The sequence below is a fragment of the uncultured Lawsonella sp. genome (assembly GCF_947252745.1).
GTDB lineage: Bacteria > Actinomycetota > Actinomycetes > Mycobacteriales > Mycobacteriaceae > Lawsonella.
In genome coordinates this window covers 13,856-36,318 of the sequence record NZ_CAMXWW010000003.1, presented here as the reverse complement: position 1 = coordinate 36,318, position 22,463 = coordinate 13,856, and the positions used below count along the sequence as shown (strand labels likewise).

Sequence of the window (22,463 nt, the reverse complement as noted above, 5' to 3'; positions counted from 1 at the left end):
GCTGCGACGGTCTACTAGACTTAGCTACGGACGGGCGCAACAGCACCTCTGAGATCGCTAAGTAGTCCCAGAAAACAGCCACATTTTTCCAAAAGTGCAGGCCAGAGCATTAAAATGAGGTATCTAGGTAGGAGAGGAGATGGCAGTGGGCAACTCGTCATTCGTCCATCTCCATAACCACACCGAATTCTCCATGCTCGACGGTATGGCCAAGATCGACAAGCTCATGGCGGAGTGCAATCGTCTCGGTATGCCGGCAGTGGGGATGACTGACCACGGCAACATGTACGGTGCCTCCGACTTCTATAAAGCTGCCACCGCCGCGGGCGTAAAACCCATTATTGGCATCGAAGCCTATGTCGCACCGGGCTCCCGCTTCGACAAGACCCGTCAACGATGGGGCGATCCCTCCCAACGTGGCGACGATGTGTCAGGCTCAGGCGCGTATACGCATATGACATTGTGGGCAGAAAATGAGGAGGGTCTGCGGAACCTCTTCCGTCTTTCGTCCCTCGCCTCCTATGAAGGGCAGCTCGGCAAATGGCCCCGTATGGACGCGGAGCTCATTGCCCAATATGCGAGTGGCATCATCGCGTCTTCCGGCTGCCCCTCTGGGGAAATCCAAACTCGGTTACGGCTGGGACAGGTGAAGGAAGCCTACGAGTCAGCAGAAAAATGGCAGAGTATCTTCGGGAAGGAGAATTTCCTCCTCGAATTAATGGACCACGGGATCGACATTGAGCGCAGGGTCCGTGAAGACCTCCTCAAGCTTGGCCACGACATGGGCATGCGTCCGGTCATCACCAACGACTGCCATTACGTCACCCAAGATCAAGCCCGGGCACACGAAGCCATGCTCTGTGTACAGACGGGAAAGACGCTCTCGGACCCCACCCGCTTCAAGTTCGATGGAGACGGCTACTACCTTATTCCGCCTGAAGAAATTCGGGCACGCTGGGATAAAGAAGTGCCGGGGGCCTGTGATACCACCCTGTGGATCACCGACCGTGTCGGAGACTACTCGAACGTGTGGAAATACCACAACCGGATGCCGAACTTTGATACGCCGCCAGGACACGATGCGGAGTCCTGGCTCCGCCACGAAGTTCATCGAGGACTCGAGTGGCGTTTCCCCAACGGAGTTGCGCAAGAATACATCGAACGCGCCAATTACGAGATTGATGTCATTATCCAGAAGGGTTACCCCACCTACTTCCTGGTGGTGGCGGACCTCGTCAACCATGCGCGCGAACTCGGTATTAAAGTTGGGCCAGGCCGTGGTTCGGCAGCTGGTGCACTGATTGCCTACGCCCTGGGTATTACCAATATTGACCCAGTCGAGCACGGTTTGCTCTTTGAACGCTTTCTCAACCCCGAGCGTCCGTCCGCACCCGATATCGATATGGACTTCGATGACCGGCGGCGCGGCGAGATGATTCGCTACGCTTCTGACCGGTGGGGAGCAGACAAAGTTGCCCAAGTTATCACCTTTGGCACCATTAAAACGAAGGCAGCCATTAAAGATTCCGCCCGCGTGCAGTTCGGACAGCCCGGCTACGCTATCGCTGACCGGATGACGAAGGCCCTGCCGCCGGCACAAGGCGCTAAAGATATTCCACTCTCCGGCATTATGGATCCGGAGCACCCTCGCTATGGGGAAGCTGCAGAGATCCGTACCCTCATCGAAACAGACCCTGACGTTCGCCGCATCTATGAGACTGCCCGGGGACTGGAGGGGATGGTACGGCAGGCAGGTGTGCATGCCTGCGCCGTCATTATGTCCAGTGAGCCGCTCCTCGACTGTATCCCGATGTGGAAGCGATCCCAGGACGGTGCTCTCATCACCGGGTGGGATTACCCCTCGTGCGAAGCCATCGGGCTGTTGAAGATGGATTTCCTGGGGCTCCGCAACCTCACCGTCATTGGGGACGCCCTGGAGAATATTAAGCGGAATCGCAACGGGGAAGAGGTCGATCTCGATCGACTCGAACTCACCGACGAGAAATCTTATGAGCTGCTCCGTCGTGGCGACACCCTTGGGGTCTTCCAACTCGACGGTGGCGGGATGCGGGAACTGCTCAAAAAGATGGAGCCCACCGGGTTCAACGACATTGTGGCATCGCTGGCCCTCTATCGTCCTGGCCCTATGGGAGTGGGCGCCCACTGGGCCTACGCAGATCGCAAGAATGGGCGTACACCCGTTGAGCCCATCCACCCTGAACTCGATGAGCCGCTGAGAGATATCCTGGCGGAAACCTACGGTCTCATTGTCTACCAAGAGCAGATCATGCAGATCGCTCAAAAGGTCGCAGGCTACTCACTTGGCCAAGCAGACCTTCTCCGGCGTGCCATGGGTAAAAAGAAGCCGGAAGTGCTGGCAAAAGAATTTGATAACTTCCAGGCTGGTATGCGGGAGAGGAAGTACTCCGATGAGGCCATCAAGGTCCTCTGGGAAACCATTCTTCCATTCGCAGGTTATGCGTTTAACAAGTCGCACGCAGCCGGCTATGGGCTAGTGAGCTACTGGACGGCCTATCTGAAAGCCAACTATCCGGCCGAGTATATGGCTGCGCTCTTGACCTCTGTTGGCGATGACAAAGATAAGACTGCACTCTATCTGTCTGACTGCCGTCGCATGGGCATTCGCGTACTACAACCCGACGTGAACGAATCAATCTGGAACTTTGCCCCGGTAGACCAGGATATTCGCTTCGGTCTTGGTGCTGTTCGCAACGTAGGGGAGCAGGCGGTGGAGGAAATCGTCGAAGCCCGGCAGGAACGCGGAGAATTTACCAGCTTTACTGATTATCTCAACAAGATAGGTCAAACTGCCTGTACCAAGAAAGTGACTGAGTCCCTCATCAAGGCAGGTGCCTTCGATTCGCTCGGGCATTCCCGTAAGGGCCTCTATCTGGTGCACTCTGATGCTATCGATTCGGTTGTTGGGACGAAGAAAGCTGCAGCCGCGGGCCAATTTGATCTTTTTGCCGGCTTTGGGGCCGATGCTAGCGATGACTCTACCAGTGCGTTTGAAGTGCATGTTCCTGACGATGAATGGGATAAGAAGCATCGACTCACACTTGAACGGGAAATGCTGGGCCTGTATGTGTCCGGCCACCCGCTGGATGGTCTAGAACTTGCCCTGCATGAGCGGACTGACACCTCCATTGCGACCATATTGGAGGGTGAACTGCCGAACGGTAAATCGGTGGTGATCGGTGGCATCATCGCCTCGGTGGACCGGCGTGTGAATAAAAAAGGCGAGCCGTGGGCCATCGTCCGCATTGAAGATTTGCAGGGTGGTGTGGAGGTACTCTTCTTCCCGCGTCTGTATCAAAAGATCGGTATGGACATTGTGGAAGATGCGGTGGTAATCGTTACCGCCCATGTGAGCATTCGGGAAGACCGGATGAGTCTTTTCGGCGACGATCTCACCGTCCCAGACCTGGGTGGAGAAGGCGTGGCACCGGTGTTTAATCTGCGCTTGACAACCCAGATGTGCACCCCCGAACTACTCAAACACTTAAAGGACATCCTCGTCCACCATCCGGGACCGTCTCCAGTAATGGTGACATTGGAAGCCGAAGGCAGAGTTCAGCGGTTGGCTCTGTCGAACGCATTGCATGTCCAGATCAGTAGTGAACTCATCTCCGATTTGAAGGCTGTTTTCGGTAGTCACTGCGTTTAGTGCGATAATGGGGTGGTGAACGAAGAACTCTCCAATCCCCAGGTTGTCCTACCTACTGCTGCCGATGTAGAGAAGGCTGCTGAGACCATTGATGGAGTCGTAGAACGTACTCCGTTGCAGTACTCGCCGCGGCTTTCTGAGATTACCGGCGCCAAGGTTTACCTGAAGCGAGAGGATCTTCAAGGCGTTCGTTCCTACAAGATTCGTGGAGCCTACAACGTCATTGCTCAACTCAACGAGGAACAGCGCCAGGCTGGGGTAGTTGCCGCATCTGCTGGTAACCACGCCCAGGGTGTAGCGTACGCGTGCCGGACTCTCGGGGCGAAGGGCCGCATCTATGTTCCTTCCAATACTCCGAAGCAAAAGCGCGATCGCATCATGTACCACGGTGGTGACGCCGTTCAGCTGGTCGTCACAGGAAACTCTTTTGATGACGCAGCCGCTGCCGCCTGGCAGGACGCACAACAGTCCGGTGCCACGTGGGTCGCCCCGTTTGACGATCCCGGCACCATTGCTGGGCAGGGCACCATTGCCCGCGAAGTGGTGGAGCAGCTTGCGGAGCTCGGTGAAGAGCCCAGCATGTTCGTCGTGCCCGTGGGCGGCGGTGGACTTTTCTCCGGTGTCGTTACTTACCTTGCGGAAAAGAGCCCGAAGACGGAAGTCGTGGGCGTCGAGCCTGCTGGTGCTGCCTGCGTCGCGGCTGCGCTGGATATGGGTGGCCCAGTGACGCTCGGGGATACCGATCCTTTCGTTGATGGCGCGGCGGTGAAGCGGTGTGGGGATGTCACCTATGCTGTGCTCAATGGGCATCGGAAGATGATTGACCTCATTAATGTGGCAGAAGGTTCTGTTTGTACGGAAATGCTGGAGCTCTACCAGAATGAGGGCATTATTGCAGAGCCGGCAGGGGCACTTTCTGTTACGGCACTGCATCATTTGCGGTTCGTTCCGGGAAGCTCAGTCGTCTGCATTATCTCTGGAGGTAACAACGATGTTTCTCGCTACAGCGAGATCATCGAACGTTCTCTCGTGGACCAAGGCCTCAAGCATTACTTCCTGGTGAATTTCACTCAGAAACCGGGCCAGTTGCGGAAGTTCCTTGACAGCGTTCTTGGCCCGCATGATGACATCACCCTCTTTGAGTATGTGAAGCGTAATAACCGTGAAACTGGTGCTGCACTGGTGGGCATTCAACTGGGAACAGCCACTGGTCTGCACGCACTGTTGCACCGGATGGAGGAGAGTGGCATTGAGTGTGAACGCCTCCTACCTGGCACTCCGGCCTATGAATACCTGACCTAGCGGCGGGTGGTGGCGATGGCTCTGTCGTATGGGGTGAGCTCTGGCGCTACCATCATGGCGGAGCTGGAGATAAAGCGGTCGCGGTTTCTCTGTTATCTACAGCGAACGGAAACTGAACAAGATGCCCGGGATTTCATTGCGGAGATCCGTCACCTGCATCCTACTGCCCGCCATCACTGTACTGCCTTTCGCATTGAGGAGGGAACAGGGCAGGTGAGGGAGCGCTCCAGTGACGACGGAGAACCTTCCGGTACTGCCGGTGGTCCGATGCTCGCGGTGCTGCAGGGCGAGGAGCTGGTCAATATCTGTGCCGTGGTCGTTCGTTATTTTGGTGGGGTATTGCTAGGCACTGGTGGTCTAGTACGGGCGTATACTGACGCTGTTATCGCAGCGGTAGCAGCTGCACGCACCCATGGACGTTTAGTGTCTCGGTGGCCTGTGGAACTGTGGTCTGTAGAAGCACCTATTACTGACGTGGGTCGGTGGGAAGCTGACTTGCGGGCCAAAGGCGTTGACCTCGTGGACGTGACCTATGGGGAGGGGTTGGATGTTGTGTGCCTAGAATCAGGTGAGGTTTCGCGCCGTACGGACCCTTTGGCCGCGGTTCTCGTGGCGGCAGTGGCACAGCATGGGGAGACGGAACTTGTCCGGGAATACATTTCCGCCCTGTCAGCCGGTTCTCGGGAACCGTACCGGACAGGGCGGATAATGCGCGAGTGCCAACAGTAAAGCGGGGAGCTCGCTTCTTTCTCTAGGCGGCGGATAGGGGGGAGACCACTCCTCACTATCACCAGTTAGTCTGTTCTATTGCAGGTAGGGCGGCACGAAGGTGCACTTGATCTGCTTGTAGTTACGACCGGTGAGCATATTTTCCACAACCTGGTAGGTGACCGGGTCGTAGGTCATACCGAAGTGGTCAGTGAGGTCGATGGGGCAGAGGTCCTGGATGATGATGTTGGTGACGCCTGGTTCCTTGATGAGGTCGTGGGTGTAGGGGGTCACAACGTCGTCGAGGTAGGTGGTGATGACGGTGTACTTCACACCGGGCATGGTGATGCCACCTTTTTCGAGTTCCTTGACGAAGTCGGAGCCCATGGTCTGCTGGCCGTCAGCGGACAGGTTGAGCTTGTCGAAGAGCTTCTGCCACTGGTCGTTCAGGCCGGCAGCGTCAATGGCGCGACCAATGCCGTAGAGGGAGGAACCGTGGTTGGAAGCAACCAGCCCGATGGTGTGGCGTACGGTTTTGTCGCCACCGTACCACTTGATGTAGGCGTTAGGGAGAGCTCCGCCGCCCTGGGAGTGGCCAACGAAGTCAACCTTCTTGGCGCCAGTGCGCTTCATGACGTAGTTGACGAAAACGCCGAGGAACTGTGCGGAAGCCTTGATGTCGCCGTTGAAGGGGAATGATTCGTCAATCTTGTTGGGATCGACAAGCGCGCCTGGAATGGCAGGACCCGGGTTGTAGTTGAAGGTGTAGGCGCACAGACCGGCCTTGGTCAGCATCGGGCCGTAGTAGGCCCAAGTGGCGTAGGCATCTTCATTGGTGCCGGGGATGAGGATGATGGGGAGAGCATCCTTGTACTTCGGCTTGCAGGAGAAGTCGTTCACGCCCTTGGGGGCAGTGCCGTTGTGCTCCTTGGAGTACTTCGAGGCGGCGGGGAAGTTGGTCTGGATGGGACCAACACCCTGGTTCGGCATACCCCACTTGTCGGAGGTCTTACTGCGCAGGCCACCGAATTCGTCACGCGGGTAGCCGGGGATGCTGGTGGAGGAAGTAGCAGAATCGTCAGACGCTGCAGTGTTGCTGGCGTGCGCAAAGGCAGGTGAGATGCTGAGTGCCATTGTGGATGCGCAGAGGGCAGCCGTAAAGCGACGACTGAGAGAAGTCATGGGAAAAGCTCCTATGTACAGTGATTGTGGGAGGTAGGAGGGGGATTAGCGTTGTCTAGGAGATGACCAATCCGACTCTGAGAGTCAATCTAGGGCACTCTACAAGGTGCTGCAACGGGGTTGCCTTTCATTGAGTAGCTACTTTCTGTACGTCTCCTTGCTAAATTGCTCTTTGCTCAGTTAAAACCCTATTTCTTCGTCCTGTGTGGTCATTTGACCAGTTGTCAGATGCTGTTAATATGTGAAATAAGTGCGGCGCTACTGGACGAAAAAGTACCAGTAGCGCCGCAGAGCACAATGAGTGGTTAGGGTTCCTGCTCCAGGAGTACGAAGGTGTGCGGGGGGAGGACCAGCAGATTCGTCTCTTTGGTGTCCACTTTGCCCGTCACCAAGCCATCCGCAACGTCATCTGCGGCCAGCGGAATGGACACGGGAAAAGCGTCCGGGTCGCTGTTGACATCTGGTAGTTCAGCTGTCTCTACAGATTCTGCATCTGCCGGATCGCCATCGTCTTCTGCGGGGGCAAAAGTATCAGCAGCGCCATCGTTTTCCGGCTTTTCACCATCCGGCCAGGTACTTTCCATGGACTCGGCAGGCATCTCTCCAGTTGGGCACTCCGGTACTTCTTCTGCAGTGTTCAGAACGAAGTGCCAATCGTTACTGTCCGCCTCGCACAGCTCATCGGGGATGTGGAACGTGCACGGATCGTGTGAGGCGTTGAAAAGCATAAGGAAGGAGGAGTCGCCGTGGAGACCGCCCAAGGGGTTGGGCGTGGCATTGGCGTGTCCATTGAGGAACACCATGATGCTGGCAGCGAAGGCGTTATCCCAATCTGCAGGCTCCATTTCTTTACCATTGGGCGTCATCCAGATAACGTCTGGTAGTCCCTGGCTGGTGTCGTTAAGATGGCTTTCCGTGGGGGAGTCCGCGGGGACGTTCTCGCCCGTAAAGAAGTTGCTCTGTCGGAAGATGGGGTGCTTGTGGCGGAGCTCAATGAGAGCTTGCGTAAAGCTATGTAATCCTGCCCACTGAGGGTCCTTTGCTGCCTCCCAATCCATCCAGGAAATCTCGTTGTCTTGGCAGTAGACGTTATTATTGCCGCCTTGCGTGCGGCCCACTTCGTCACCGTGGAGCAGCATGGGGGTTCCCTGGGAAAGGAAGAGGGTAGCGAGCATGTTGCGCTGCTGGCGAAGGCGTAGTGCTTGGATCTTAGGATCGTCGCTGGGGCCTTCGACTCCACAGTTCCAGTTGCGGTTGTGTGATTCGCCGTCGCGGTTATCTTCGCCGTTGGCTTCATTGTTCTTCTGGTTGTAAGTCACCAGATCGCGCATGGTGAAGCCGTCGTGGGCAGTAATGAAGTTGATGGAGTTGAAGGGGCGGCGGTTGGTGTGAGCGTAGAAATCCGCGGAGCCGGTAAGGCGCCCGGCGAATTCGCCGAGAACATCGGGATTGCCGCACCAGAACTCGCGCATGGTGTCACGGAATTTACCGTTCCATTCGCTCCAGGGGTAGGGGAATCCGCCCACTTGGTATCCGCCGTAGCCGAGATCCCAGGGTTCTGCGATGAGCTTGACCTGCGAGAGTACTGGGTCCTGTTGGACAGCGGAGATGAAATTGCCCCACATGTCCACGGCTTCATCGCCGCGGGTGAGGGTGACGGCAAGGTCAAAGCGGAAGCCGTCGACGTGCATTTCTTCGACCCAGTAGCGAAGGGAATCGAGGACGAGCTGCAGTGTGTAGGGATGACGCATGTTGACGCTATTACCGCAGCCGGTGAAGTCAAAGTAGGAGCTGGGGTCGTCCTTGCTGAGGTGGTAGTAGGCGCGGTTGTCGATGCCTTTGAAGTTGAGCGTGGGGCCTTCAGCAGAGCCTTCCGCGGTGTGGTTGTACACCACGTCGAGAATGACCTCGATGCCGGCTTTATGGAAGGTTTTCACCATTTTCTTGAACTCAGCTACTTGCCCGCCGGGGTTCTTGAGTGAGCTGTAGTCTCGGTGCGGTGCGAAGAAGCCGAAGCTGTTGTAGCCCCAGTAGTTGCGCAGTCCCATCTCGAGGAGGCGTCGATCGTGCAGGAACTGGTGGACGGGGAGCAGCTCGATGGCTGTGATACCCAGTCCTGCGAGGTATTCGAGAACGCTGGGGTGGACCAAGCCGGCGTAGGTGCCTCGGATTTCTTCGGGGACCTCAGGGTTGCGTTGAGTGAGGCCGCGGACGTGCGCTTCGTAGATGACGGTATCTGCCATGGGGTGTCGGAGGCGACGGTCATCTCCCCAATTGAAGAAGTCGGCGACCACGACGGAGGTCATGGAGTAGGGGAGGGAGTCCTCCTCATCGCGAATGTCGGGGTTGCCGATCTGGTAGCCCAGCAGTGCATCGTGTGGTTGGTATTCTCCGTCGAAGGCTTTGGCATAGGGGTCGACAAGGAACTTGCTCGGGTTACAGAGTGCTCCTTGCTGGGGGTCCCAGTCGCCGTCGATGCGGTATCCGTAGCGTTGGCCGGGGGCGATTCCGGCGACGTAGATGTGCCAGATATGTCCATCGGTAGTGGTGATGGGGATCTGGTGTTCTGTGCCGTCGTCATCGATGAGGCAGAGGGTAACACTGTGTGCTGCCGCGCTGTATAGTGCGAAATTTGTCCCTGACCCGTCGTAAAAGGATCCAAGCGGGGTGGGCTTTCCGGGTTTCAGAGAGCCGTTAGCGGGTGCGCTCATGATTGTCTCCTTGGAGGGGGTTACTCCGGGTTGGGGTCTCGAGGGTGTGAGGCCGTGTTAGTGGGATCGGCGGCTGCTTTCTGTGCTGCTGCTACTGCTAGGGGTGGGCAGGATAGCGGTTCCCTGGTAAGGGGTGGTGTTGAGGTCAGTGCCGGGTTTGGTGACGGGTCCCCAGCCAGTGATTGTGTTGAACTGGCGGGCAAATTCGGGGATGAGGGACTGTACGAAGGAGTGAGTCATGTGGTGCATGTCGTGGTACACCATGACGTTGCCAATCACTGCAGGGCAGAGGTTACCGGGGCAGAGATCGTCGGTGAAGTCCATGAGGTGAACGTTGTCGAGCCCACTGGATGCTTCAATCGCCGGGTTCACTGGTGCCATGGCGAGATCACGGGGGATACCGCAGCTGTAGGCGTTTCCACCGGATTCGAGGCAGTCGGGGACGTTGGCGGGCAGGTCGTCACGGGTCGACCAGGGGGTATCGCGAACGGCGATCATTTGGATGCCATCTTTGTTGAGGGCACGCCATAGGTCAGCGTAGTAGTCCGGCACAATGTCTGGCCCTACACCGGTGAGGGTGGTGGGGCGGGTGGCTGTGCTGAAGACGTAGTCGTACTTCTTCTCAAGGATACGTTTGTAGACTTTTGCGCCCCATTCGAGGCAGCTGTAGTAGGGCTTGTTGTTGGTGGGAAGGTCGATCATTCCGCTAATCATCAATGGGCAGCCCATCTTGAAGTAGACGTCGACGCGGAAGTGTTCACGCTGCCCGAGGGTGTCGAGGGCGGTGAGCCAGTGTTCGGCGTGGGAACCACCAACGAGGGCAATAGAGCGTTTAGCGTTCACGTCACCGTAGACACAGGGACGCCCTTTCTCCTTGCGCCAAAGCTTGACGTCATGAATCTCTGAGTCATTGAAGTCGGAGATGCAGCCATCGAAGGATGAGAGGGGCAGTGTACGGTCCGCATCAATGGGGCGAGGTTGGAATTTCACGCCCTTGGGGACGGGCATTTTTTCGGTGATGGCACGGGCACCGGGATAGTCGGCGGTGAGGGCGAAAGTCATCTGGCCATCGAGGCTGGTGATGTAGCGTTTCCACGTGATATGGAAGCCCACCAGACAGAAGGTGAGGATGACGACCATGGTGCCGGCAATAGCTTTCCAGCTGAGCCAGCTGCGCTTTGGACGCAGGGCTGCGCCAAGACGAACCTTCCAGGAAGGTTTCTCGGCATTTGCCTCTTGGGCGACGACTGGGCGCTTCTTCTTCATGCGCAGGGGTTCTTCAATGTAGTGGTGGGTGAACCAGGCCAGTACGAGGCTGACGACAACGACGAAGACACCGATCTTGTTGGAGGGGTGTTGGCGTTTCAGCTGGGTGCACAGGAGGATGAGGAGCGGCCAGTGCCACATGTAGAGGGAGTAGGCGAGGCGACCCAGCTCGCGCAGTGGCTTAGAGGCAAGGAAGGCGGTAAAGGGGGCGTTGCGCCAGGTAAGTTCTTCCCCTTCCGGCGCTTGGCCGGCAATGATGAGGAAGACAGTGGCAATCAAGACGTAGAGCGTCCAGGGGCCGGGGAATTCTTGGACACCATTGAAGATAAGACCACAGGTGAAGATGGCGAAAAGCCCAACGACGGTGAGGAACCAGCGAACCCAGTGGTTACGTATCTGGATTTTGTGCATGACTGTGGCGAGGAGACCACCGAGGAAGAGCTCCCACATGCGGGACCAGGTGTTGTAGTAGTTGAGCATCTGGTCTTCGCGGTGCAGGTAGATAGCGTAGATGAAGCTCAGCACAGTGCCGATGCCGAGGATGACCGCCATCGGGGTGAAGATTGATTTGCCGGGCCAGAAGCGGTGGAGCAGCCATCCGAGGCCACAGCAGAGCAGAATGATGATGACGTAGAACTGGCCTTGTACGGACATGGACCAGAGGTGCTGCAGGGGGCTGACAGCGGCGCCTGCCTGCGCATAGTCCTCGGACTGTTCAGCGAGTTTCCAGTTCTGGTAGTAGAAGAGGGAGGCAAGGACTTGGTCGTTGACGTTGGCCCAGCGGGTCCGCGGGAAAATAAATATCACGCCGACACCGACGGCAGCGAGGACCACCACCATGGTGGGAAGTAGGCGTCGTGCAGTTTTCCAGATGGAGCGGAGTGGGTTGAGGCTGCCGTAACGGTCGACGTTGCGCATCTGGGAGCCGATGAAGAAAAAGCCGGAGAGCGTCAGGAATACATCCACACCGCCAGAGACTCGACCGAACCAAATGTGGAAGATGACCACCAGTGCAATTGCGAGTCCGCGGAGGCCGTCGAGGTCATAGCGGTAGGCATGTCGATGCTGGGGGATTGGGGGGCGCGCCGCAGGGCCGGATGATTGTGGGGAAGAAGTGCTGTCGTTTCGTGCCATGTCTGTCGTAATCAGATTCTTCAGGGTCATGTGCGCTCTCCTGACGGAGTCGCGCCTGCTCAATATGCTTTTGCGGAAGGCGTTGCACAAACGCAGTCGCCTATCACATCCTACCGTTACGGACGGTTAAAACCCGCATTGGATTTAGGACGACGGGCGATTGACAAGGAAGTTTAAGGAGAGTGGGAGGAGTAGAGCATAATAGAACACTGTTCAATTCCTTATGGAAGGTTGACGAACTATGGCCTCTGTAGACACCATCGTGACGACCGACCGCGACCATGTCTGGCACCCTTATAGCCCAATTCCTGGCCCGACACAGCACATTGTCACTGCTGCGGAAGGCCCCTATCTCACTCTCGATATTGACGCCAGATTTCTTCACGAAGAAACGTCGAATGGTCGGCTGGACTGCCACGTTCTAGACGGAATGAGTTCATGGTGGGCAGCCGCATACGGGTATCGGAACCCCACCCTTGATGCAGCTGCGCATCACCAAATCGACACCTTCAGCCATGTCATGTTCGGTGGTCTCACGCATGAGCCGGCAACGACCCTCGCACAAACGCTCCTTACCCTGGCACCCGCGGGGCTAAGCAGCATCTTCTTCTGTGATTCAGGTTCTGTCTCAGTAGAAGTCGCCGTCAAAATGGCGCTGCAGTATTGGCGCTCTCACACCGACACGTCCCTGCACCGTAAGACAAAACTCTTAACGTGGCGCGGTGGTTACCATGGAGATACTTTCACTCCAATGAGCGTGTGTGATCCCGATGGTGGGATGCACACACTCTGGCAGGGCGTTGTGCAGCCTCAGATGTTTCTTCCGGCGCCACCTGTGGACCAGGAGACTAGTCTGCGACCCGCCCCATCAGAGATCTCCATCGACGAGTACCTTGCGGAGGCGGAACACGTCCTCTCGCAGCGTGCCGACACGCTGGCGGCCTGCATTATCGAACCGGTGGTGCAAGGTGCAGGAGGTATGCGTTTCCATCAACCAGAACTCGTGCGAGGGCTAAGTGAGCTGTGTCGCCGTTACCACGTTCTTGTCATCTTCGATGAAATTGCTACGGGTTTTGGACGGACGGGTACACTCTTCGCGGCTGATGCCTGCCATTGCACCCCCGATATTATGTGCGTGGGTAAAGCCTTGACGGGGGGTTATCTCACTGCTGCCGCGGTCCTTTCCACCCGTGACATTGCGGAGACAATCTCTACCGGTACTGGTGCACTCATGCATGGACCGACCTTTATGGCCAACCCTCTTGCCTGCGCAATCGGCCAAGCTGCTTGTTCTTTAGCTGTCAGGGCTGTCGAAGAAGGCCAGGCAGTGCGGATTGAACGAGAGTTACGACGTGGCCTTGCTCCAGCATGTGATCTTCCCGGAGTCGCAGACGTGCGAGTCAAAGGGGCAATCGGGGTTGTTCAATTGGTGAGCTCGGCTGCTCTCAACAGTGATGCGGCAACAGCAGCTGCACTGCGGGAGGGTGTCTGGCTGCGCCCATTCCGGGATCTTATCTACTGCATGCCGCCGTTTATTTGTACCGATGAGCAGATCGCCACGATATGTCGGGGAATGGTTGCAGCCGCACATACTGCCACAGTGTAAACAATGCAGACATGTCTCTCGTCGTGCTGAGAGTCTTGGGAATGAGGAAAATGACGAAAATTGTTATCGTGACGGGTACCAACACTGATGTTGGAAAGACCGTCACCACTGCGAGCGCAATTGCAGCTACCCGGGTACGGGCCCCTCACCTCCGGGTAGGCCTTATCAAACCCACGCAGACGGGGGAAGCAGCCGTAGAGAAACGCTCCCTTGGTTATATCGAGCGTGGTGACCGCGGAGATGTTGCCGTTGTGCGTGCCCTCTTAGGAGAAACCACGGCGACACCGGTGCCGCTGCCGGTATGGGAGGGGATACGGTACCCCGAACCCCTCGCCCCGGATATGGCTGCGCATCGCGCTGGAATGGAACTATGGGATGCCGCCCACTTCGCCGATGTTATTGAGGGAGCAGCCCGAGACGTCGATGTGCTGTTCGTCGAAGGGGCCGGTGGTCTGCTGGTCGGATTGGGGGAGGGGCCAGATGGTACGCCCACCACGCTCGTGGAGATAGCGCAGGAAATAACTCGTCGAAGCACCGCCAATGAGGTGTTCTTACTGCTGGTCTCACAACCCCATTTAGGAATGCTGAACCAGTGTGTTCTCACCTGGCGAGAACTACAGCGAGCAGGGCTGTTCCTGGACGGCATTGTCTTTGGTACGTGGCCTGAACACCCTGACCTGCCGATGCAGCTTAATGCGGACGAAGTGTTCCGACTGACGGGGGTACCAGTTATCGGCAGAATTCCACGTGGGGCAGGAAAGCTCCTGCCGAAGCAGCCAGGAAGTATCGCGGTCGCAGGTGACCAGTGGTGGGGTCAGCTTCCGTGGTGCGATTCCGGGGAAGTTCCTAAGCAGTAAGTCCAGCTGTCATAGCACTGAGACCAGCCGACAGAATGTCTGCTGACGCGGCGCTGGGTGTGTCCGTATCTGCTAATTCTGCGAGTTGCCGGCGGGTTTGCTCCTCGACGAGTGCACCAAGAATGAAGAGTAACAGTGCCCGCGCATGCACCTGTGGAGTAGGGCTGACCTCCTTGAGACAGTTGGTCAGGAGATCTAACTGCGGGAAATGTGCAGTCTGTGCAGCGAGTGCGGTGCTCAGCAATTCACTACCGTCCCGGAAGGAAAGGGCGCGAGCGCGGAGCTCCTCCGCCACTATCGCCACATGCCGTGCCCAGCCGGAGTCGGTGGTGAGGCGGATGGTGGGTAGGGGAGGCTCGAGGGAAGGACAATCGCAGCAGAGGATGTAGGAGCACACCGCACCGAGAAGTGCTTGTTTGTTGGGGAAGTACCAGTAGAGTGCCCCAGGCTGAACTCCTAGTTGGCGAGCAACCTTTCGAATTGAGAGATCTTGCAGGCCATAGGTCTGCAAAATATCGATAGCAGCATGCACGATCAAGTCACGAGAAAGCTGCGACATGGCATGTCCTTCGAGGGAAGTAGAAATTGACGTTTGAACGGTGTTCAATAAGAGCTATGTCATACAGTGATTCTACGGCAGCAGTGTCCCCTGTTACCGAAGTTGCAGCAGCGAATACCACACAAGCTCCAGTTCATCCGTCCCCCGCAGAGCTTCCCGCGGATGTGCTAGAAAGAGCCCGCATCTACGCTTTAGACCTCGGTGTTGCGCTCCCTGAATCCGACCTCGTGCAGGTCCTTACATTGCCACTTGACCGGATCCGAGAAGCCCTTGACCTCGCCCAGGAAGTCCGCGAGAAGTGGTGCGGCAAAGAAGTCGAGCTCGAAGGTATTGTCAGCCTCAAAACTGGCGGTTGCCCCGAGGACTGCCATTTCTGTGCGCAATCCGGGGTCTTTGAATCCCCCGTGCGTAGCGCCTGGATTGATATCCCAGCTGTAGTGGAATCTGCCAAACATACGGCAAAGACCGGTGCCGCCGAATTCTGTCTTGTCGCTGCCGTCCGCGGCCCCGACAAAAAGCTAATGAGTCAGCTCAAAGCAGCAGTGGAAGCCATCCGAGCCGAAGTAGACATTCACATTGCCTGTTCACTAGGAATGCTGACGGACGAGCAAGCGGATGAGCTGGCTGCGATGGGAATCCACCGATATAACCACAATCTTGAAACTGCCCGCTCCTACTTCCCCAACGTCGTCACTTCCCACACCTGGGAGGTTCGACGCGAAACACTCGAACGAGTTCGCGATCGCGGTATCAAACTGTGCTGCGGTGGAATTATTGGATTGGGGGAGAGTATCGAACAGCGTGCCGAATTCGCTACCCAGCTTGCCGACCTTGGCCCCACCGAAGTTCCCATTAACTTCCTCAACCCCCGCCCCGGAACCCCGTTCGAAAACCATCCCCTCGTCAGTATGGAAGATGCTCTTCGCACCATTGCGGCCTTCCGCTTCGCACTCCCGAAGGCCACCATCAGGTTCGCTGGCGGACGCGAAATCACTCTGGGAGACAAAGGCATGCGCGACGGTTTAACAGGTGGCATTAATGGCTTTATCGCTGGCAACTACCTCACCACGCTCGGCTGTAGCGCGGAAACTGACCTCGATATGCTCTCCGAACTTCACATTCCCATCCGGGAAAAGAAAGAAGTGCCCTAATGCGTACAGTAGCGAGCACGGAATTGCATGATCATCTACTCCATGGCAAACCCTTTGCGTTTGATCCTTACCGAGGAACTGACCTCGCCGAAGGCGTGCCACGCCCGTTCAAAGCCGCCGAATTGGGACTTGAGCCTTTCCGCTACTGCCCACTGTGTGGCCGTCGTATGGTGACTCAAGTTCTTCCCAACGGCTGGACAGCGCGGTGTTCACGACACGGCGAGATATCGTCCTACCTGTTCGAGCACTAGGAGCTCGATTCCTCGTACGAGCTTCGTGGACCTCTACTGTGAGAGCACCTCCGGCTTATGGACAGGAGGACGTAACATAGCGCTTGCATCCGTCACTTCACAGTGTGTATGGACAAAACGGAAAAGACGGGCGGGGCGGCCTCCCTCTGCACCGGGCGTTGTCGTGGCCCCAGTGGCTTCAATAACATGCCGACGCTGGAGGGTACGCTGCAGATTAGTGGCATCAACCCGGTAATGTAGGGCAGCTTCATAGATGGCGCGCAGTTCAGAGATAGTGAACTCTGATGGGGATAGTGCGAACCCCAGATTGGTGTAGCCCAATTTACTGACGAGTCGATGCTGGGCAGCCGCAATGATGTCAGCGTGGTCCGCAGTAGTGTGAGGCAGTTGGGAGACAGGGATCCACTCTGTATCAGCGGGTAGACGCGGACAGGCCGTAGTGGGGATGAGGCCAAGGAAAGTGGCGGCAATGACGCGGCCATCTCGCCGCCGTCCCGGATCGGAAAAGACGCTCAGCTGCTCAAGGTGCGAAAGGGAGTGGACGTCAACTTTCTCCGAGAGCTGCCGACTAATGGATTCGGTAATGGTTTCGTCATCACGAAGCCAGCCGCCAGGGAGTGACCAAACAGGCTCATGCCCAGCGGGGGAGTAGGGGTCGACGAGCGCACGTGCCTGTTGCCAGAGGAGGACACAGAGTTCCCAGGCGTCATCGACACTGCGGCGACGTACCTGGAAGATAGTTACCCGTACTTCCATTCTGCTGGTAACATTCCACATAGTTTTCGATTATAAGTCGAAAACCCCCTCGAGAACACTCTCTCCAACCTGGGAGCGCACCATGACTGCCCACACACTCGACCATCTAGACTCGCCTCTCCTATCTCAGATCACCACCAACGCAGCGGGCACATATACCGGAATCGCCGGAGACGTCACCTGGGCAGCAGAAATACGACGACTGGCTGACGCCCGCGACGCTGTCATCCTTGCCCATAACTACGAACTCCCGGAAATACAGGACATCGCTGATTACACAGGTGACTCGCTCGCCCTATCACGAGTCGCTGCTAACGATCGGCACTCCACTATCGTCTTTTGCGGTGTGCACTTCATGGCAGAGACCGCAAAGATCCTCTCCCCAGAAAAACGAGTCCTTATTCCCGATGCACGGGCCGGATGTTCGCTCGCCAGCTCCATCACAGCCGAAGAACTCGCCGCCTGGAAAACCGAATACCCAAACGCCACAGTGGTGAGCTATGTCAATACCACCGCAGCGGTAAAAGCTATGACAGACATCTGCTGTACCTCCAGCAACGCTGTGGACGTCGTGAAATCCATCTCCGCGGACCAAGAAATACTGTTCTGCCCCGACCAATTCCTAGGAGCACACGTCAAACGGGAAACTGGACGGGACAACATTCACATTTGGATGGGAGAGTGCCACATCCATGCAGGCATCAACGGTGACGTCCTTGCCGAAACAGCCCGCCAGCACCCCGACTCAGACCTCTATATCCACCCCGAGTGCGGATGTACAACGTCCGCTCTCTACCTAGCGCAAGAAGGAGTAGTGCCGCAGGACCAAGTGAAGATCCTCTCCACAGGCGGCATGCTGGAAGAAGCAGAAGAAGCAGATGCACGCGGTGAGAGGGGAGAGGTACTCGTCGCCACCGAGGTGGGAATGTTGCACCAGTTGAAAGCTGCCGCCCCCGACATCACCTTCACCCCCATTAACCCCCATGCGGCCTGCCCATTCATGAAGATGATCACCCCCGCCGCGCTGCTGCGGTGCTTAGCCCTCGGAGAGGACGAGATCGAGCTCGACCCCGATACCATTGCCGCAGCCTACCGTCCCGTCGACCGGATGATCTCTATCGGGAATAGCCCGGCCGCCCGTTAACACTCCCGGAAAGACATTCCTCCTATGGATACACCATGGACTATGCAGTGTGACCTCATCATCGTTGGTGCAGGGGTAGCGGGTCTCTCCGCCGCCGTTGCCGCCCGTGAACAGGGGTTACATGCTGTTATTGTTGACAAAGGCCAATGGCACGAAGGCGCCCGGACGATCCCTCGTTACCCCAACGCCGCCACCAAGATTGCGCAAGGGGGCGTGGCCGTCACCGGTCTCCACGATCTCGAGCTGGATACCAGTCTTGACGATGCGCTCGCACTCCATGTGGCAGACACACTCGATGCCGGCGCCGGGCTCTGCGATAAAGAAGCTGTCACCTCCATCATCGAGGGAGGGGCCGCCGCAGTTCAAAAACTTATCGATCTAGGTGGCCATTTTGACGCCACAGAAGAAGGCCCGCTGAAGCGAACCCGAGAAGGCGGGCACTCTGTCCGCCGCATCATTCACGCAGGCGGAGATGCCACAGGGGCGGAAGTGCAACGGGCCCTCGAAGTTGCCTCCGCCGGCACGCCATGCCTCCAGAACGCCCGTGTTACCAGTATTTTTACCGACGCGGACGGAGTTGTGGGCGTTGGAGTACGCGACCCGCGCGGAGCAGGCTATATAGCCTCCCCATGTGTGCTGCTCGCCACCGGTGGCAATGGGCAATTGTTTAACGTTACGACTAGTCCAGAAGGTGTCCGTGGAGAAGGGTTGTCCCTTGCCCTGAGGGCCGGAGCACGCGTGGCAGATGTGGAATTCACCCAATTCCACCCGACTGTACTTTTCGATTCGCAACGAACCGGCCGCCGTCCACTCATCTCCGAAGCTGTCCGCGGAGAGGGAGCCTTACTCTACGATGCTGCCGGAACGCGCTTCATGGTCGGCATAGATCCACGCCTGGAACTCGCCCCCCGCGATATTGTTGCTCGCTCGATTGCTTTGCATATGAGAGAAACCGGGGAAGAGTGTGCGTGGCTGGATGCTACCCATATCGACCACTTCCACGAACGCTTCCCCACCGTCACCGCGGGCTGCCAAGAAGCCAACATTGACCCGCAGGTTCAGCGCATTCCTATCGCTCCTGCGGCACACTACCAGAGTGGTGGCATTGTCACTGATGCTACGGGACGTACCGATGTACCTGGCCTCTATGCCGCTGGAGAGTGTGCCCGCACCGGTCTGCATGGCGCCAATCGGCTTGCTTCCAACAGTTTGTTGGAAGGCCTCGTAGTGGGGGGACGCGTCCCTGCAGTAGCGGCAGCACGCTGTGCCGAGCGAGGCGCCATTAGCTCCCACACCATCGAAAAAGCTTGGCGAGCCGACACAGAGGTACACCAGCACGACTTCCCATTGGGGGACACGCCTGTCCAACGTCGGCGAGAGCGTCGCGCTTTGCAACAGCTTATGAGCGCAAATGTGGGTGTCACTCGGGATGCCGCATTGCTCACGGAAGCCGCACACCAGCTTGATTCCATGTATGCTACCTTGTCGCGGCGCATGCACGACACCGTTCAGCTCTGCCGCATCATCACCGAGGCGGCGTTACTGCGCACCGAAACGCGCGGTGGCCATACTCGCTTGGACTACCCAATGCAGGATACGGAACAGTGTGCCAGCCGTGTCTTCCGCCTGAGCCCGGATGGACATATTCAACACGAAATGTGTATCAATCCGCGCCCATCCTATTAACCTCTGCCCGTCTCCACGAACCGTAGTGTAAGGACTCTCCATGACCATGAGCTTTGATGATGATGATTCTCCCGTCTTCCCCTTCACCCCGCAGACGGCCTTCCCCATGTCGCGTGGCCCGGTAGCTCCCCCTAATCCTGCGGATATGGAGCGGGTTGTGGATATCGCTTTGGAGGAGGATCTGCGGTGTGGACCAGATGTCACAACACTGGCCACAGTGCCGGCAGACTCACAGGCAGTGGCCCATGTGCGAACCCGTGAGCAAGGCGTTATCTGTGGCATCCCGGTAGTGAAGGTCGTTCTCGACAAGGTAGTGGGGGAGGGCAACTACACCATGGAAGCATTCTTCCGTGACGGTGACGTCATCGAGCCCGGAGACACTGTGCTCACTATTACTGCTCCCACCCGTGAACTCTTGACTGCGGAACGCACGCTGCTCAACATCGTGACGCACCTCTCTGGAATCGCCACCATTACCCGCCGCTGGGTGGATGCAATGATTGGCACCCGTTGTCAGGTGCGCGATACTCGCAAGACATTGCCCGGCCTGCGTGACCTGGAAAAGTACGCGGTGCGCGTGGGTGGAGGTGTGAACCACCGCATGGCGCTGGGCGACGCGGCACTGATTAAAGACAACCACGTAGTAGCGGCAGGGGGAGTTGTGGAGGCGCTCCGTGCTGTCAAAGAGCAGTACCCCACCATCCCCACAGAGGTGGAAGTCGACTCCATCGAACAGCTGGATGCTGTCCTGAAAGAAGGCGTTGACCTGGTCCTACTCGATAACATGGATCTTCCCACCACCAGTATGGCGGTGCAGCGTCGTAATATGGGCGCTCCCCGCACCAAACTAGAATCATCGGGTGGTCTTACGCTGTCTGATGCGAATCTATATGCACTGACCGGAGTTGACTACGTGGCTGTGGGAGGTCTGACACACTCAGTGAAGGTGCTCGATTTGGGTCTCGACATGTAATGTGAGACGCTGTTAGCCACCCTTTTGTATTAGGCCACCCTAATGAGTATTCGTTCTCGCGTCAGGTGCGGTCTATACTGGTAGGGACCCTATTTTGGTGAATCACCCCTTTGGAAGGACGCTCATGCTGGTACGCACTGACCTGCGCGGACGCACCCTTACCACTGCTCAACTACGGTCTGCAATGCCCCGTGGTGGCTCCGACCCGAGCGCGGTAATGGACACGGTAGCTGCACTCGTTCAGGACATCCATGAGCATGGAGTTGCTGCAGCGCTCTCCTATGGTGAGAAATTCGATGGTATTCGCCCCGCCTCGATTCGCGTCCCCGCAGAAATTATCGACGCTGCCCTCGCCGCCACCGACGATGCGGTGAAAGACGCTCTCAAAGAGGCCATCCGTCGTATCCGCATGGTGCACGCCGCGCAACGTCCAGACCGCCAGACCGTGACAGTAGTGCCGGGAGGCACTGTCACCGAAAAGTGGATTCCGGTGGGACGCGTCGGCCTTTATGTGCCCGGCGGTAAGGCGGTCTACCCGTCCTCTGTTGTCATGAATGTGGTCCCGGCGCAGGAAGCAGGTGTCCAAAGTCTGGTTGTTGCCTCACCACCCCAAACAGACAACAATGGATGGCCGCACCCCACAATCCTGGCAGCCTGCGCACTGTTGGGCGTGGAGGAAGTATGGGCTGTGGGGGGAGCGCAAGCCGTTGCGCTGCTAGCCTATGGAGGCACCGACACAGATGACACTACAGTGCTAGAACCTGTCGATTTGATTACCGGACCGGGTAATGTCTTCGTCACCGCCGCAAAACGCCTCGTACGCGGTGCTGTCGGTATTGACGCAGAGGCTGGTCCATCGGAAATCGCCGTGTTAGCAGACCAGACCGCCAACCCCACCTTTGTCGCCGCCGATATGGTGAGCCAAGCAGAACACGATCCGTTGGCCGCCTCTGTTCTTATTACCGATAGCGAAAAACTGGCTGATGCCGTTGACGCCTATATTGGCACAGAAGCTGGTAAGGATGTCACTGCAGAACGTATCAATACGGCGCTAGCAGGCCCTCAATCCGGCATTATTCTGGTTGACGACATGGAGCAGGGGTTGCAAGTGGTCAATGCCTATGCAGCTGAGCACCTCGAAATCCACACTGCTGATGCTGCAGCTTTGGCCGACCGAGTGCAGTCCGCTGGCGCTATTTTTGTCGGACCCTATAGCCCCGTTCCACTCGGCGACTACGCCGCCGGCTCCAACCACGTGCTGCCCACTTGCGGATCTGCCCGCTACAACGCAGGCCTCTCGACCTACACCTTCCTTAAGCCTGTCCACCTCATCAATTACAACGAAGAGGCACTGCTGGGAATCGCGGATGCCATCCAAACTCTGGCTCGCGAAGAAGTACTCCCGGCACACGGAAAGAGCTTGGAAGTTCGCAAGCAAGCTGCGGCAGCCCGGCAACGGTCATAGGACCCTGGTGCCGTCAGTCCAACT

Annotated in this window: 16 protein-coding genes; 11 read left to right on the top strand and 5 right to left on the bottom strand. The window is 57.4% G+C overall.

Annotated elements, in window-relative coordinates:
* The first annotated feature begins 139 nt into the window (after positions 1–139).
* From dnaE to Q0X28_RS03985, 3 genes are read left to right on the top strand one after another with little or no spacing between them, the layout of a single operon-like run.
* Positions 140–3,688, top strand: a complete 3,549-nt coding sequence (dnaE, locus tag Q0X28_RS03995; protein WP_296238705.1) for a DNA polymerase III subunit alpha — start codon at positions 140–142, stop codon at positions 3,686–3,688.
* Between the two features lie 15 nt (positions 3,689–3,703).
* On the top strand, positions 3,704–4,990 hold the full coding sequence (ilvA, locus tag Q0X28_RS03990) for a threonine ammonia-lyase IlvA (protein WP_296238703.1): 1,287 nt from the start codon (positions 3,704–3,706) through the stop codon (positions 4,988–4,990).
* Positions 4,991–5,005: 15 nt separating this feature from the next.
* Positions 5,006–5,719 carry a YigZ family protein gene (locus Q0X28_RS03985; RefSeq protein WP_296238701.1) on the top strand — a complete coding sequence of 238 codons (714 nt, stop codon included), beginning with the start codon at positions 5,006–5,008 and terminating at the stop codon, positions 5,717–5,719.
* 75 nt (positions 5,720–5,794) lie between these two features.
* Here the strand turns inward: Q0X28_RS03985 and Q0X28_RS03980 are convergent, their stop codons facing one another.
* The 3 genes from Q0X28_RS03980 to Q0X28_RS03970 form a co-directional block, all read right to left on the bottom strand.
* Positions 5,795–6,880 (bottom strand): triacylglycerol lipase, encoded by a 1,086-nt coding sequence (locus Q0X28_RS03980; protein WP_296238699.1) that lies wholly within the window; start codon positions 6,878–6,880, stop codon positions 5,795–5,797.
* A 305-nt stretch (positions 6,881–7,185) separates the two neighbouring features.
* Entirely contained in the window at positions 7,186–9,591 is a 2,406-nt protein-coding gene (glgX, locus tag Q0X28_RS03975) for a glycogen debranching protein GlgX (protein ID WP_296238697.1), read from the bottom strand.
* Between the two features lie 57 nt (positions 9,592–9,648).
* The gene (locus tag Q0X28_RS03970) at positions 9,649–12,021 is read right to left on the bottom strand and encodes an acyltransferase family protein (RefSeq protein WP_296238696.1); all 2,373 of its coding nucleotides are present in this window, start codon (positions 12,019–12,021) and stop codon (positions 9,649–9,651) included.
* A gap of 211 nt (positions 12,022–12,232) precedes the next feature.
* Here Q0X28_RS03970 and Q0X28_RS03965 point away from each other — a divergent pair, with 211 nt between their 5' ends.
* Positions 12,233–13,597 carry an adenosylmethionine--8-amino-7-oxononanoate transaminase gene (locus tag Q0X28_RS03965; RefSeq protein WP_298576710.1) on the top strand — a complete coding sequence of 455 codons (1,365 nt, stop codon included), beginning with the start codon at positions 12,233–12,235 and terminating at the stop codon, positions 13,595–13,597.
* A 50-nt stretch (positions 13,598–13,647) separates the two neighbouring features.
* Positions 13,648–14,454 (top strand): ATP-dependent dethiobiotin synthetase BioD, encoded by an 807-nt coding sequence (bioD, locus tag Q0X28_RS03960; protein WP_298576708.1) that lies wholly within the window; start codon positions 13,648–13,650, stop codon positions 14,452–14,454.
* On the opposite strand, the gene Q0X28_RS03955 is transcribed toward bioD, so the two are convergent.
* Entirely contained in the window at positions 14,444–15,013 is a 570-nt protein-coding gene (locus Q0X28_RS03955; RefSeq protein ID WP_296238688.1) for a TetR/AcrR family transcriptional regulator, read from the bottom strand. The genes bioD and Q0X28_RS03955 overlap by 11 nt on opposite strands.
* Positions 15,014–15,069: 56 nt before the next feature.
* Here Q0X28_RS03955 and bioB point away from each other — a divergent pair, with 56 nt between their 5' ends.
* Together bioB and Q0X28_RS03945 are read left to right on the top strand one after the other, a co-directional pair.
* Entirely contained in the window at positions 15,070–16,164 is a 1,095-nt protein-coding gene (bioB, locus tag Q0X28_RS03950; protein ID WP_296238686.1) for a biotin synthase BioB, read from the top strand.
* The gene (locus Q0X28_RS03945) at positions 16,164–16,415 is read left to right on the top strand and encodes a hypothetical protein (RefSeq protein WP_296238684.1); all 252 of its coding nucleotides are present in this window, start codon (positions 16,164–16,166) and stop codon (positions 16,413–16,415) included. Before bioB ends, Q0X28_RS03945 begins: the two co-directional genes overlap by 1 nt.
* Before the next feature lie 33 nt (positions 16,416–16,448).
* Here Q0X28_RS03945 and Q0X28_RS03940 read toward each other — a convergent pair whose 3' ends face one another.
* Positions 16,449–17,192 (bottom strand): NrtR DNA-binding winged helix domain-containing protein, encoded by a 744-nt coding sequence (locus Q0X28_RS03940; protein WP_296238682.1) that lies wholly within the window; start codon positions 17,190–17,192, stop codon positions 16,449–16,451.
* A 61-nt stretch (positions 17,193–17,253) separates the two neighbouring features.
* Between Q0X28_RS03940 and nadA the strand changes: the two genes are divergently transcribed.
* The 4 genes from nadA to hisD all read left to right on the top strand — a co-directional run bounded on the left by nadA (position 17,254) and on the right by hisD (position 22,439).
* Positions 17,254–18,315 carry a quinolinate synthase NadA gene (gene nadA, locus Q0X28_RS03935; protein ID WP_296238680.1) on the top strand — a complete coding sequence of 354 codons (1,062 nt, stop codon included), beginning with the start codon at positions 17,254–17,256 and terminating at the stop codon, positions 18,313–18,315.
* Between the two features lie 24 nt (positions 18,316–18,339).
* Positions 18,340–20,001, top strand: coding sequence for an L-aspartate oxidase (nadB, locus tag Q0X28_RS03930; RefSeq protein WP_298576707.1), 1,662 nt, complete (start codon positions 18,340–18,342; stop codon positions 19,999–20,001).
* A 145-nt stretch (positions 20,002–20,146) separates the two neighbouring features.
* Positions 20,147–20,974, top strand: coding sequence for a carboxylating nicotinate-nucleotide diphosphorylase (nadC, locus tag Q0X28_RS03925; protein ID WP_296238853.1), 828 nt, complete (start codon positions 20,147–20,149; stop codon positions 20,972–20,974).
* Between the two features lie 124 nt (positions 20,975–21,098).
* Positions 21,099–22,439, top strand: coding sequence for a histidinol dehydrogenase (gene hisD / locus Q0X28_RS03920; protein ID WP_296238678.1), 1,341 nt, complete (start codon positions 21,099–21,101; stop codon positions 22,437–22,439).
* The last annotated feature ends 24 nt before the right edge of the window (positions 22,440–22,463 follow it).